11 protein-coding genes and 1 riboswitch are annotated in these 12,602 nt (G+C 55.0%); of the genes, 4 read left to right on the plus strand and 7 right to left on the minus strand.

All coding sequences use genetic code 11. From position 1 onward, the window contains the following. The first annotated feature begins 69 nt into the window (after window positions 1-69). The gene (gene cls, locus M655_RS02080; protein ID WP_005827542.1) at window positions 70-1,518 is read left to right on the plus strand and encodes a cardiolipin synthase; all 1,449 of its coding nucleotides are present in this window, start codon (window positions 70-72) and stop codon (window positions 1,516-1,518) included. Between the two features lie 117 nt (window positions 1,519-1,635). On the opposite strand, the gene M655_RS02085 is transcribed toward cls, so the two are convergent. The 4 genes from M655_RS02085 to M655_RS02100 all read right to left on the minus strand — a co-directional run bounded on the left by M655_RS02085 (window position 1,636) and on the right by M655_RS02100 (window position 5,271). Beyond that, on the minus strand, window positions 1,636-2,241 hold the full coding sequence (locus M655_RS02085; protein ID WP_007777341.1) for a helix-turn-helix transcriptional regulator: 606 nt from the start codon (window positions 2,239-2,241) through the stop codon (window positions 1,636-1,638). Window positions 2,242-2,290: 49 nt separating this feature from the next. Continuing rightward, the gene (locus M655_RS02090; RefSeq protein ID WP_005827547.1) at window positions 2,291-2,674 is read right to left on the minus strand and encodes an OsmC family protein; all 384 of its coding nucleotides are present in this window, start codon (window positions 2,672-2,674) and stop codon (window positions 2,291-2,293) included. 161 nt (window positions 2,675-2,835) lie between these two features. Next, on the minus strand, window positions 2,836-4,473 hold the full coding sequence (locus M655_RS02095; RefSeq protein WP_005827549.1) for a M20/M25/M40 family metallo-hydrolase: 1,638 nt from the start codon (window positions 4,471-4,473) through the stop codon (window positions 2,836-2,838). Window positions 4,474-4,530: 57 nt separating this feature from the next. Then, window positions 4,531-5,271 (minus strand): IclR family transcriptional regulator, encoded by a 741-nt coding sequence (locus tag M655_RS02100; protein ID WP_026557591.1) that lies wholly within the window; start codon window positions 5,269-5,271, stop codon window positions 4,531-4,533. A gap of 435 nt (window positions 5,272-5,706) precedes the next feature. Here M655_RS02100 and M655_RS02105 point away from each other — a divergent pair, with 435 nt between their 5' ends. Next, window positions 5,707-6,471, plus strand: a complete 765-nt coding sequence (locus M655_RS02105; RefSeq protein ID WP_026557590.1) for a dimethylarginine dimethylaminohydrolase family protein — start codon at window positions 5,707-5,709, stop codon at window positions 6,469-6,471. A 63-nt stretch (window positions 6,472-6,534) separates the two neighbouring features. Next, entirely contained in the window at window positions 6,535-7,944 is a 1,410-nt protein-coding gene (locus M655_RS02110) for an amino acid permease (RefSeq protein WP_005827554.1), read from the plus strand. Between the two features lie 83 nt (window positions 7,945-8,027). On the opposite strand, the gene M655_RS02115 is transcribed toward M655_RS02110, so the two are convergent. Next, a complete protein-coding gene (locus M655_RS02115) occupies window positions 8,028-8,921 on the minus strand; it encodes a D-arabinono-1,4-lactone oxidase (protein WP_026557589.1) in 894 nt (297 codons plus the stop codon). Next, complete coding sequence (locus tag M655_RS02120) at window positions 8,909-10,096, minus strand: amino acid deaminase/aldolase (protein WP_005827558.1); 1,188 nt, start codon at window positions 10,094-10,096, stop codon at window positions 8,909-8,911. Before M655_RS02120 ends, M655_RS02115 begins: the two co-directional genes overlap by 13 nt. A 283-nt stretch (window positions 10,097-10,379) precedes the next feature. Further along, a riboswitch (purine riboswitch) is annotated at window positions 10,380-10,479 on the plus strand. 131 nt (window positions 10,480-10,610) lie between these two features. On the opposite strand from M655_RS02120, the gene M655_RS02125 reads away from it, so the two are divergent. Beyond that, on the plus strand, window positions 10,611-12,044 hold the full coding sequence (locus M655_RS02125; RefSeq protein WP_005827559.1) for an NAD(P)/FAD-dependent oxidoreductase: 1,434 nt from the start codon (window positions 10,611-10,613) through the stop codon (window positions 12,042-12,044). Window positions 12,045-12,145: 101 nt separating this feature from the next. Here the strand turns inward: M655_RS02125 and M655_RS02130 are convergent, their stop codons facing one another. Continuing rightward, entirely contained in the window at window positions 12,146-12,562 is a 417-nt protein-coding gene (locus M655_RS02130) for a MarR family winged helix-turn-helix transcriptional regulator (protein ID WP_005827560.1), read from the minus strand. Window positions 12,563-12,602: the final 40 nt, after the last annotated feature.

A 12,602-nucleotide genomic window follows, 5' to 3' on the forward strand; every position in this document is an offset into this window, starting at 1 on the left:
ATCCCAGGATGAATCCCGGGAGGAAATGGTGTAAAATGGGAGATATCTTGTGAGGGTGGATGTGGTGTGATGTTGTTGCTGGAGCAAATTGTGGCGGTCATTACGATAGGGAATCTGATCTTGGCCGCTGTTCTCATCTTCATGGAGAGGCGCAACATTGCGGCTACCTGGGCCTGGCTGATGGTTCTTCTGTTTTTGCCGGGTATCGGGTTTCTCCTCTATCTGATTTTTGGGCAAAGACTGAGCAAGAAAAAGCTGTATCGGCTGCGCCAGGGAGAGTTTTCCCATTTCCGTGCGGCTGTCGACAAGCAGAAGAAGCTGTTGGAGCAGGGCGAGCTGCAGGTGAACGATCCGGAGATGAAGCGGCATCGCGACATGATTTTCATGAACGTGGTGAGCGACGGCGCCTACTATACACAGGACAATGCCGTCCAGGTGTTCGCCGAAGGGCACAGCTTGTTCGACCTCATGTTCAGGCAGATTGAGGAGGCCAAGGAGCACGTTCATTTACTCTACTATATTTTCAATGATGATGAACTTGGGACGCGGCTGTTGGAGCTGTTGACGAAAAAGGCGCGGGAAGGCGTAGAGGTCAGGCTGCTCTATGATGCGGTCGGATCGGCGGGCGTCTCTTCCCGGTTTTTCCGGCCATTGGTAGAGGCAGGCGGAGAAGTCGTCTCGTTTTTTCCTTCGTCGATTCCGTTCCTCAATTTCCGGGTCAATTTTCGCAACCATCGCAAGCTGACGATCATTGACGGAAAAAGCGGCTATATTGGCGGCTTCAACATCGGCGACGAATATTTGGGCAAGGACAAGAAGCTGGGGTACTGGCGGGATACGCACCTGCAAATTGAGGGGAAAGCCGTTTACATGCTGCAGGCGCGCTTTTTCCTGGACTGGAATTTGTCCGCGCCGAAAAGAATGCAGGAGTCGTTCGACTACTTCCCGGAGATGCCGGAGCCAAAGGGCACAATTGGCTGCCAGATCGTGTCGAGCGGGCCAAATTCGGAAAAGCAGCAGATCAAGCACGCGTTTTTGAAAATGATCTACAAGGCGCGCCACAAGATTTATTTGCAGACCCCGTACTTCATACCGGACGACAGCATGCTGACCGCGTTGAAAATGGCTGCGATGTCCGGGGTGGACGTGCGCGTGATGGTGCCGGGCAGGCCGGACCACCTGATGGTTTTCTGGGCGACGCACTCCTACCTGGGCGAGTTGTTGAAAAGCGGCGTGCGCTGCTATTTGTACGAAAAAGGCTTCATGCACGCCAAGACGATGGTGGTCGACACCCAGCTTTCCTCGGTAGGGACGGCGAACGTCGACATCCGCAGCTTCAAGCTCAATTTTGAAACCAATGTGTTCTTGTACGATTCGCAGATGGCGCGGCAGTTGGAGGAGCTGTTCGTGGCAGACCTCGCCGATTGCCGGGAAATGACGGTGGAAGAGTATTTCAACCGCCCGCTTCGCACGCGTATGCAAGAATCATTGACGCGATTGTTGTCTCCGATTTTATAAACAGAATAAGGACCCTCTGGCCTTGTGGATTTTCGCGGGGCAGAGGGTCCTTTTGCACGTGCATGGTTTAGGCAGGGGCACGGACTGCTGCTTGCGGCAGCCGCCAGCGGGACAGGGCTACGGTTTTTTCGATTCGCGCAGCAGCTTCTTCGCCTGGTCCATCCGGTAGCTGGTCACATATTCAATCGGGCATTTGCCGATGTTCTTTTTGAAAACCTCGGTGTAGTAGCGCGGTGTCAGTCCGGCCTTGTTCGCCAGATCGGCCGGAAGAGAGCGGCGCTGCAAAATTCGCATGGATGTAGGAAAGCGTCTGCTCGATTGCTTTTGCCGAATCGACTGAAGGTTGCGTGCTGGCGGCGCTCCAGATCGTGTGCAGCAGTTGCTGAAAACGGATCTGATTTTGCAGGAGGTCCAGCGGATTTGTGCTCTGCTGGTCGGCCTGCAAGGCGAGGACAAGCTCTGTGCAGCGATGGAGCGAGTGAAGCTGATAGCTGTCTTCGTGCGGCTTCCAGGAGCGGCTGGGCGAGTAGCTGCCGGGCGCGGTTTCATCTGGTTCCAGGACATCGAAAAAGAACGCGAAAAAAGACAGGGATGCTCCGCTGGCGGCTGCGACGGAAGCGACAGCCTCCTCGGCGGCAAAACGACGTGCTGCATGCTTTTCAGGAGGAACAAGGCCGCAGCCAAAAAGGGAGGAGAAGGATTTTTTGCGTGCTGGTCGCCCATGATGACCTCTCCTTTCCAAAAATGATGGCGCATAGGGAAAGCGAGCCGATCAGGAAACCAGCTCAAAAGACTCGGTCACGACGATGCTGCCTTTTACCGACTGGACCATCGGGCAGTTTTTGCTGGCGGCTTCTACAGCTTTTTGCACTCGTTCCTGCTTCAAGTTTTCCCCGGTAATGATGAAGTGCAGGTGAATTTTCTCGACGCGGTTTGCCTCTGCCTCGTTGCGTGTGACATCGGCTGTGATTTTCATATCGGTGCACGGCATTCTCATCTTGTCCAACACTTTGCGCAGCACGCCGCCGCTGCAAGCGGCAATCGAGGAGACCAGCAACTGGTACGGGCGAAAGCCGTATGCTTCATCGCCGGAGACGTGCAGGTCGCCGTACGATAAATGGGTGACGAATCCTTTTTCTTTTGCTTCAAAGTTCATGACGAGTCCTCCTCAGCGATCACTTTTCTTCATTATAAAGAAAAAGCGGGGGGCAAGGCAGAAAAAAAGCGCCGGAAAACAGCAAGGCTCTTACGCGTGAGACGGCAGCCAGCCGCGGCGACGTAAGAACCTTTCTGTTTGGAAGCGGGGAAAAAGCTATCTCATTCCTTTGCCGCCTGCCCATTTTGCAGCAGAGACTGGATGCAGCGAGGCAGCATGTCTTTTAACGTGTCGAATGCGTAGTCCACATCGAGCCGCTCCGTCCATTGATGCGCATCGCGGCCTACAGGGCCGAGGTTCATGACGGGCACGTCAAAAGCTTCCAGCTCCTGTAGCGGGATGGAGTAGCCGTTGTCCCACAGCGGCATGTTGGCGACCAGTGGCTGCATGGAGGCTGCCGGGTATTGCAGTCCGACGTAGCTCAGGTCGGAGATGCCGCCGAAGTAGTTTTGTTTGCGCAAAGTGACCTGGTGCTGTTCCCGCGCATACGCCTCCATCTCGGCCACTGTTTTCTGGATCAGCGGGTGATTGCGCGAGCTGACAGCCGGGTAAAACGGCGGAGCGAAGAACAGGATTATCATCGGAGACAACTCTTTGCAGAGAATCGCCAGTCGATCGACCAGCTCGATGGTCGTGTCGCGATCGTCTTTGTCGTGGCGGTTGGCGATGACGTCTGCCTCGAGCTGGCGCAGCTTGTCCTCGCCGTATGTTTTCAGGGCGTACGTGTACAACTCCTCGTAGGTCATTACGGAGATGGACAGGTCACGCGGGCTAAAAGGAGCAAAATTGGCGAACTGGCTGGCATGGCGAAGGTAGTTTTCCCGGATGCGCTCGGCTACATTTCGCGCTGCGTCCAGGAGCGGCTCCACGACTTCCTCCATCTTCTTTTCCAAAAGGAACAGGTTGAACAGCGTCACGGCGCGATGCGGAATTTGCACCGAGTACTCTTTTTTCAAGTCTTTTTGAATCAGGTTGGTAGGAGGCGGGGAAGCTTCCCCCTCGACGACTTCGCAAAAAGAAGTGTTCAGCTCCAGCTCGCACGTAATCTGCGAGGCCATGTAGTTGCCGTTCAGCCCGGCAAACGGCTCGCCCACGTGCGTTTCTTTTCCGTAGCACAAAAAGCCCGGCAGCACCTTGCCGATGGAGCCAGTGTACAAATACTTGTTTTGGTCGCCCGGGAAACGGGTGAACATCGGCTCCGAATTGAGCACAGTCGTGTAGCGCAAATCAAATTCTGCGGCAATTTTCAACAGCTCAGGGACAGCCGCGCGCATGCCGACAGAGTTTACTTCCTCGTCGGGAACGGTCAGCAAGAGCAGGTTGCCGTCAAATTCCCCGGCGCACGCCCGCTCGATCATCGACATGTGCAGGGCGAGCCCGCATTTCATATCCATCGTCCCGCGGCCAAACAGCCAGTTGCCTGTGCGCAAATCTTGCTGAACTTCGGCAGGCATGTCAGCTTGGTTTTGCTGGAAGAGCGGAGTGAGCGTTTTCGGGTCAAAGGCGTGCTTCATCCAGCCGCCGTAATCCTCGACATCGACCACATCGAAGTGGCTGACCAAAATCACGGTGTCGCGCACGCCCGGCTTTTTGACGAGAGCGGTGACAAAGTGCCGTCCATCCCCGGTCGGGTTGGCCCGGACATGGTCGGGATTGGCCTGGTAGTAAGGCAGTGAGCGGAGCTGATCGACGACGTAACCGGGCAAGTCTTTTTCGGCAGGCGATCCGGTCACGCTCGGGATGTTGACCAGGTTGCACAGGAGATCGACGAGTTGTTCTTTTGTCTGCCATTTTTGCATGATAAATGCCTCCGTTTTCCGTATAGTGAAAACTATTTCCGTTTGGTGGGTAAAAAATTAAGGCAATGCGCCGATCTTATGGGAAATTTCCTTGGCGCTTTGTCTGGCCCGCTCAATCAGGGTGGACAAAAGCTCGTCGGTGATGCGATAGCTGGGGACGCCGATGCTCAATGCGCCGACTACCCGCTGATTGTAGCCGATGATGGGAGCCGCGATGGAAGCGGTACCTTCCGTTTTCTCCCCGTAGCTGACAGCGTATCCATTTTGCCTGATTTGCGGCAGCAGCAGAAGCAGTTCGCGGCGGCGCTCGGGTTCCGGGATCAGCGCGGCGACGATCCGTTCGGCTTCCTGTGGCTCCATGTTGGCCAGGATCGTTTTGTTGGCGGCTCCGATATGCAGCGGGATGCGCTCGCCCAAATTGTCGATGCTTCTCACCGTCATGGAGCTTTCCACCCGTTCGAGCACGATGGCGTCATGGCCGTGCGGAATATTCAGATAGACAGACTCGCGCACATCTGCCGCCAATTGCTCCATGACGGTTCTGGCGACTGCCCGCACATCAATTTTGTCCAAAATGCGCAGCCCGATCTCCATCCAGGTCAGGCCGACCTTGTATTGCTTGGTTTCCGGAACCTGCTGGATCAAGCCGTACTTCATCAGGCTGCTAATCAAACGGTGTACCGTACTGAGCGGGAGAGACGTTTTCTCAGCGATTTCCGAGATGGGCCAGAGCGTTTTGCTCTCGTCAGATATCAGGACAAAGATGATGCTCATTGCCCGGTCAATCGATTGTACCAACGTGTTTCCCTCCTGGCTTTCTAGTGACGTAGGACTGCTTGCCAGTTGTCTCGCCAGCATTTTATGAGATCAATCTATCAGAATTGTTCAGGCGAATCAACAAGATTTCGAGCAGGTAAAAATTCATTGACAAAAAATTTAAAACTATTTTACATTAAGGGTGTGATTTTGTATTGTAGAAGCGATTCCACGATACGGAATAAAAGGTGGCGGCGTAAGGCAGCAAACGCACTGGCCGATCCAGGCAGAATGGCTTGCAGCCGAGCATGCCGCCGCCAAAGGCACGACGCTATCAGTGGCAGCGCACGGGCAGCAGGGCGCGGGCTTATGCGGAAGCGTTTCCAGGCAAAGCCGGTGCGCCTGAACGGAAGCGGGCACCTGAACGATTTGCAGATCTCAAGAATGATTTCAAAAAAAGAAGGGAGAACGACTATCATGAGATTTTCTCGCGCGATTGTAAGAAAACCGGGGCAAAGCTATGTGAACGGCCTGACGACATCTGATCTCGGAAAGCCGGACTACGCTCTGGCGCTAAAGCAGCATGCTGCTTACATAGAGGCTTTGAAGCAAGCCGGTTTGGAAGTGACCGTGTTGGAAGCGGACGAGCGTTTCCCGGACTCCACATTCGTCGAAGATACGGCTGTCCTGACGGAAAAGTGCGCGGTTATCACCAACCCTGGCGCGGAAAGCCGCAACGGTGAGATCGAGGACATGAAGCAAGTGCTCCCGCGCTTTTTTGACACGATTGAATATATTCAGGCTCCCGGCTTCCTCGATGGCGGCGACGTCATGCAGGTAGAAAACCATTTTTATGTGGGACTGTCCACGCGCACGAACGAGGAAGGCGCGAAGCAGTTCCGGGACATTCTCTCCAAGTACGGCTACGAAGTCACGATCGTTCCGCTGAAGGAGTTTTTCCATCTGAAAACCGGAATCGCCTACCTGGGCAACAACACCTTGGTACTGGCAGGCGAATTTATTGATTCCCCCGTGTTCAAAGACTACAAGCACCTGATCGTGGAAAAAGAAGCGGAGTATTCCGCGAACTGCATCCACATCAACGACTACGTCATCATTCCGAAAGGCTACGACAGCACGAAAAAGCAAATTACGGATGCTGGCTACCAGGTGATCGAGCTGGAGATGTCCGAATTTCAGAAGCAAGACGGAGGATTGAGCTGCCTGTCCCTGCGCTTCTAACGCAGGCAGTTCCTTCCCGGCATCTTATTTTGCCATTCCCGAGCGGGGAAAGAGAGGGATCATATGAACGGTGGGATTCACAAGGACAAAGAGCTGCAGCGCTCGATGAAAAGCCGCCACCTGTTTATGCTGTCTTTGGGTGGGGTCATCGGAACGGGGCTTTTTCTGAACGCAGGCTATACGATCAACCAGGCGGGGCCGGGCGGTGCGCTCGTCGCGTTTCTCGTCGGAGGCATTTTGCTCTACCTGGTCATGACCTGCCTGGGTGAGCTGTCTGTGAAAATGCCTGTAACCGGCTCTTTTCAAACGTATGCGACGAAGTACATTGGCCCGGCCAGCGGCTTTACGCTCGGCTGGATGTACTGGCTCGGCTCTGCGACGACGGCTGGCGTGGAGTTTACCGCCGCCGGGATGGTCATGCAGAGATGGTTCCCGGATACGCCAATCTGGATTTGGTGCGCCCTGTTTATTCTTTTGCTGTTTACCTTCAACGCTTTGACAACGAAAGGATTCGCGGAAACCGAATACTGGTTTGCGGGGATCAAGGTGCTGGCTGTCCTCATCTTCATTATTGTCGGGCTAGGTGCTATTTTCGGTATTATCAGTATGGAAGGCCGGGAAGCCCCGTTCTTCACCAACTTTTCAGCGGAGGGCGGTCTGTTTCCGTTCGGGTTTACCATTGTCTTTGTCACGATGATGAACGTCGTGTTTTCCTACCAAGGCTCTGAGCTGATCGGGATTGCTGCGGGTGAAGCCGAGAACCCGCAAAAAAACATCCCGCGAGCGATCCGCAATGTCGTTTTCCGCATCCTCGTGTTCTACGTGGCTTCTGTGACGATCTTGTCCGCTCTGTTCCCGGCAAGCGAGCTGGGGCTGTTGGAGAGTCCGTTCGTGACGGTGTTTGATTCTGTAGGGATTCCGTTTGCGGCAGATATCATGAACTTCGTCATCCTGACGGCGCTGTTGTCTGTCGGCAACTCGTGCCTGTACGCGGCCACGCGCTTGTTGTGGGCCTTGTCGCACAGCGGCATGGCGCATCCTGTATTCGGCAGGTTGACGAAAAGAAGCGTGCCGCTCAACAGCCTGCTGGCGACATTGGCTTTCTCGCTCTTGTCGCTGCTGACCAGCGTGATTGCTGCCGATACCGTTTATGTCCTGCTGATGTCTGTCTCCGGGATCGCGGTCACCTTCACCTGGATGGGCATTGCCCTGTCCCAATTCAACTTCCGCCGGACATATTTGCGGGAGGGCGGCAAGCTGGAGGATTTGCAGTTCGTGGCGCCGTTTTACCCGGTGATGCCGCTGCTGTGCCTGGCGTTGTGCACGTTCATCCTGATTTTCCCGGCGTTCGATCCGACGCAGCGAGTGGGGCTGTTCTACGGACTTGGCGCACTGGCGCTGTTTTATCTCTACTATTATGTGCGCTATGGCCGCGGCAAGAAAAGCAACCCGGACATCCCGACTCAAGGCTAAGCGCCCGACCAGACAAAATGCCCCTGCCACGGCAAATGGCAGGGGCATTTTTGCGTGCGCGGACATGCGAATGGCTCCAGGCGTCAGGAAAGCCCGAACAGCTCGGACAAGTACGGATTGACGAACATGCCTTCGGGATCGAGCCGCGAGCGGATGGCGAGGAAATCAGGCAGGCGCGGGTAGACTTGATGCAGCTCGTCGGCGGTCATGTTGTGCATTTTTCCCCAGTGCGGGCGGCCGCCATAGCGCCGGAAAATTTGCTCCATGCGGGCGAAATACGCTTCATAGGGCATTCCTTTGTACATGTGCACGGCGATAAAGGCACTGTCGCGCTCGTAGGCGGGGCTGAGCCAGATGTCGTCTTTTTTCACGTAGCGGCATTCCAGGGGGAAGTGAACGTTGAAGCGCTCCTGTTCGATGGCCTGGCGCATTTCCCGGATGGCCTCGCCCATATGCTCGGCGGGCAGGTAATATTCCATCTCGTAAAAGCGGACGAGGCGCGGGGTGGCGAACAGCTCGTGGCTGTAGCCGCTTTCGTTGACCGCCGGCACGCTTTGGGCGGACAGCCTGCTCACGGAGCGGGCGAGCGCGGGGCGCAGGCGGCAGCTTTCGGACAGCAGCCAAAACAGCCCGTTTTCCACGACCATTTTTTTCAGGTAGCTCCATTGCTGATTCGCGCTGGAAGGCTCCGAGGTTTCGTTCATGAATTTCACTTGCACGGTGTCGGAGTAAGGGAAGGAGAAAAACTCGAAATGGCGGTGTGATTGCTTGAAAGTATCCAGGGAGGACAAGCATTCGTCCAGCGGCATGCGCAGGCTCTGGTAGCGAAGACGGTAGGCGGGAAGAACACGGAGCTTGACGCGGACGATGGAGACGACCTCGTCCAGCGATTGCGGCAGCGCGATTTGCCGCGGCTGGCTTTGCACATTTCCTGTCCAGTTGCGAAAGCGGTTTGCCTTTTTGCTTATAGAAAGCATTGTCCATCCCCCCGATAGGTCGTCATTTCCTCGACAACTTTTCCGCCTGAAACACAGTAGAGCCGTGAAAAGCGTTCGCATAGTTCTCCCGCTTTGGCGTGGCGAAAAAAGACGGGATCGCCCAACTGCAACGTCTCCATGCCGCGATACTGGATGGGCGTCTGCACTTCGCCGGCGCCCTCGTTGGGCATAAGCCGAACGCCCGTTGGCAAATACGGCTTAGGCAAGCGATCCGCCCCTGCGGAACCGGAGGCGATATAGCCGCCGCCCGCGCATGTGTAAATATGCTCGGCAGGCTTGCGAATGATTTCCAGCGCAAATCCGGCAGCCGGCTGAAAATGAAAGTCCTGGTAGTAATCGAACAGGCCGGGCGAAAAAAAGCCGGAGCCGGCTGTCAGCTCGGTAACCGCGTCCTCTCTTCCCGTATGATGCAGGCTGCCCGTTCCGCCGCCGTTGACGAAGCGCAGCGAAATGCCCAGCTCGCCGATCGCCTTCACCAGCTCCGCTCTGCGATGAGCCACCTCCTTGACCGATTGCTGCTTCAGCAGGCGAATCAGGCTGTTTTTGAAAAATTGCCGGGGGTAGCGATCGCCGACGCCTGCGATTTGCGCTTCGTAGCCCATGATGCCGTCCAGTTTGAGGTGTTTGGAGGAAGCGACGCGGGAAGCAAGCGCGACGGCTTGTTCCAGCGAGCGCAGAGGGGAGCGCCACACGCCGAAATGCAGGCCCAATATATCGGACGACATGTCGATGTCCAGGCAGACGGGGAAAATGACGCCTTGCTCGCGGGCGATTTGCTCCAGATGCTCCACGTGCGAGACAGAGTCGATCATGAGGGTGAGGGAGCGCCCTTGCTGGATTTGCTCGCCAAGCGCGATCAGCCAGCTTTTTTCCCAGACAGGATATCCCAGCAGCAAATCGTCAAAGCCCGCCGCGCACAAATGGAGCGCTTCGGGCGCGGAGAAGCACATCAGCCCGGAAAGGCAGTCGTCCAGTTGCAAAAGGTGTTTGAGAATACCGACGCTGCGGATGGATTTGCTGGCAATCCGAATCGGCTTTCCATTGCTTTGCAACCCGATTTGCTCTGCATTTTGCTCCAAAAGATCCAGGTCGACGAAGGCGAACGGCTTTGGAATACCGGCAAAGGCAGACTGGTAATAGCGATAATCCCGCATGGGCAAGCCTCATCCTTTTTGTATGAGAGTAGTAATACGAAAATAATTTCTTAAAATTCTATATATTCTATCTTTTTGTGTCGATTCCTCCCGGGTTTTTCGGAGAGACTCACCGGAAATGACGAACGTTCGGATGTAATGTTCGGATTTTGCTTTGTGAAACCGTTTTTCAATCGTATTTTTTATATTAAAAAAATGTAAACACGAATAAATGGGCTGAAGAATATTGACTTGATTCAGCTTATACGCTACTATACATATTGTTGTTGGCTACAAGACTGGCTTGATGAATACATGACAAATTCGTATATCCTCAAAGATATGGTTTGAGGGTCTCTACAGGGAACCGTAAATTCCCGGCTACGAATGAGGGTGTTTTTTGACATACCTTATTCGTCGGCCGGGAATTTTTTGCGTTGTCGTCTGTTGCCGCGGGCAGGGATAGACAGCGCAAGAGCCATCTATGCTTGGTGAAAGCCTAGTATTCCAACATGCTTACGGGGAGGAACTGGAAGTGAAGAAATACGATGCGATTGTGGTAGGAGCAGGACCAGCCGGAATTTTTACATGTTATGAGCTGACGCGAAAAGCGCCGAATGCCAAGGTGCTTCTCATTGATAAAGGGCACGACATTTACAGCAGACGCTGTCCGATCCTGGAAGAAAAAATCAAGCTTTGTCCGCCGCCTGCCGGGAAAAAGGACTATGCGGGCTGTCTGCCGGCCTGTTCGATTACCAGCGGTTTTGGTGGAGCAGGCGCTTACAGTGACGGCAAATTCAACATCACGACGGAGTTCGGCGGCTGGATGACGGATTACCTCAGTCCTTCCACTGTGCTTGGTCTAATCAAATACGTCGACGAAATCAACCTGGAGCACGGCGCGACCCGCACGATTACCGATCCGACGACAGAGACGATCAAAAGCATCGAGCAGCGCGGGTACGCGGCAGGGCTCAAGCTGCTGCGCGCACAGGTGCGCCATTTGGGCACAGAGCAAAACCTGGAGATTTTGCAGTCGATTTTTGAATATTTGAAGGAACGGATCGACATGATGTTCAAGACCGAGGTCGAGGACATTTTGACGGTCAAGGAAGACGGCGGCCATCGCGTGAGAGGCGTCGTCCTGAAAAACGGGGGAGAGTACGAGAGTGACTTTGTCGTGATCGGACCTGGCCGGGACGGCTCGGCTTGGCTGACCAACATCCTGAAAAAGCGCCGCCTGAAAATGTACAACAACCAGGTGGACGTCGGGGTGCGCGTAGAGACGTCCGATGTCGTCATGCGCGAAATCAACGAGCATTTGTACGAGGGCAAGTTTATTTTCAACACATCCGTCGGCACGCGGGTCCGCACGTTTTGCAGCAATCCGTCCGGGCACGTCGTCGTGGAAAACCACAGCGGGGTCATGGCGGCAAACGGGCATTCCTACAAAGACCCGGCGCTCGGCTCGACCAATACGAACTTCGCGCTGCTCGTTTCGCATACGTTCACGGAACCTTTTGACAAGCCGAACGAGTACGCGCGCGAGATATGCAAACGCGCCAACGATTTGTCCAACGGCGGCGTGATCGTGCAAAAGTACGGCGATATTTTGCGGGCGCGCCGCTCTACGGAAGCGCGGATCAAGGAAGGCTTCCTCGAGCCGACCTTGAAGGAAGCCGTGCCGGGCGATCTCGGACTGGTGCTGCCTTACAATACGATGAAAAGCCTCATTGAAATGGTGGAAGCGCTGGACAAGGTCACGCCGGGAATTGCCTCGGAGCACACGCTGTTTTACGGCGTCGAAGCGAAATTTTACTCGGCGCGTCCCAAGCTGACAGAGGAGTTTGAGACGGAAATCAAAGGACTGTTCTGCGGGGGCGACGGGGCAGGGATCACGCGCGGACTGGCGCAGGCGGGTGCGGCAGGCGTCTGGATGGCGCGCAGCATGGTCAAACGGATGATGTAAACAGCAACCCGCAATAGGGAAAAGGGCTTCTGCTTGAGCACGGCTGCTTAGCCGCTCAGGAGTAGAAGCCCTTTTGTCGTGTCGTCGTATCAAAAACAAGCCTACGCTTGCGTATTCAAATTTTCCGTCATCTTTTTCAGCACCCGGTTGAAGACGGCAAGCTCGTTCTCGTCCAGATCGCGCAAGGCAACCGCTTCCAAATCGCGCGCCGCTTGCAGCCACTGGGGAAAACGCTCGATTGCCGCAGGCGAGAGCGACACGTACCGTTCCCGCTTGTCGTCGCCTTCTGAGCGGATGATCCAGCCCATCTCTTCCAGCCGGGTCAATGTCCGGGTAATCGTCGGGGCTTCGACATTCAGGTAGTTGCTCAGTTGCACCTGCGTCAAAGAGTTGCGGTAGTGCAGGCAAAGAATAATGCTCCATTGCGAGCTATATAATCCCATCGGGGACATGATTCCATTCAATGTTTTACTGAAGACTCTGGCAGCTTGGCCGATCTTGTGACCGTAATGTTGCATGATATCAGACCTCCAGGAAAAGCTGGTTCGAAAGACGAAG

It is taken from the genome of Brevibacillus sp. NSP2.1 (assembly GCF_000470975.2).
Taxonomy (GTDB): domain Bacteria; phylum Bacillota; class Bacilli; order Brevibacillales; family Brevibacillaceae; genus Brevibacillus; species Brevibacillus agri.

Excerpts from the sequence above, each read along its gene's own strand:
- cls (WP_005827542.1), top strand. The coding sequence starts at position 70 with ATGTTGTTGCTGGAGCAAATTGTGGCGGTCATTACGATAGGGAATCTG.
- M655_RS02085 (WP_007777341.1), bottom strand. The coding sequence starts at position 2,241 with ATGGGCGACCAGCACGCAAAAAATCCTTCTCCTCCCTTTTTGGCTGCG.
- M655_RS02090 (WP_005827547.1), bottom strand. The coding sequence starts at position 2,674 with ATGAACTTTGAAGCAAAAGAAAAAGGATTCGTCACCCATTTATCGTAC.
- M655_RS02095 (WP_005827549.1), bottom strand. The coding sequence starts at position 4,473 with ATGCAAAAATGGCAGACAAAAGAACAACTCGTCGATCTCCTGTGCAAC.
- M655_RS02105 (WP_026557590.1), top strand. The coding sequence starts at position 5,707 with ATGAGATTTTCTCGCGCGATTGTAAGAAAACCGGGGCAAAGCTATGTG.
- M655_RS02110 (WP_005827554.1), top strand. The coding sequence starts at position 6,535 with ATGAACGGTGGGATTCACAAGGACAAAGAGCTGCAGCGCTCGATGAAA.
- M655_RS02115 (WP_026557589.1), bottom strand. The coding sequence starts at position 8,921 with ATGCTTTCTATAAGCAAAAAGGCAAACCGCTTTCGCAACTGGACAGGA.
- M655_RS02120 (WP_005827558.1), bottom strand. The coding sequence starts at position 10,096 with ATGCGGGATTATCGCTATTACCAGTCTGCCTTTGCCGGTATTCCAAAG.
- M655_RS02130 (WP_005827560.1), bottom strand. The coding sequence starts at position 12,562 with ATGCAACATTACGGTCACAAGATCGGCCAAGCTGCCAGAGTCTTCAGT.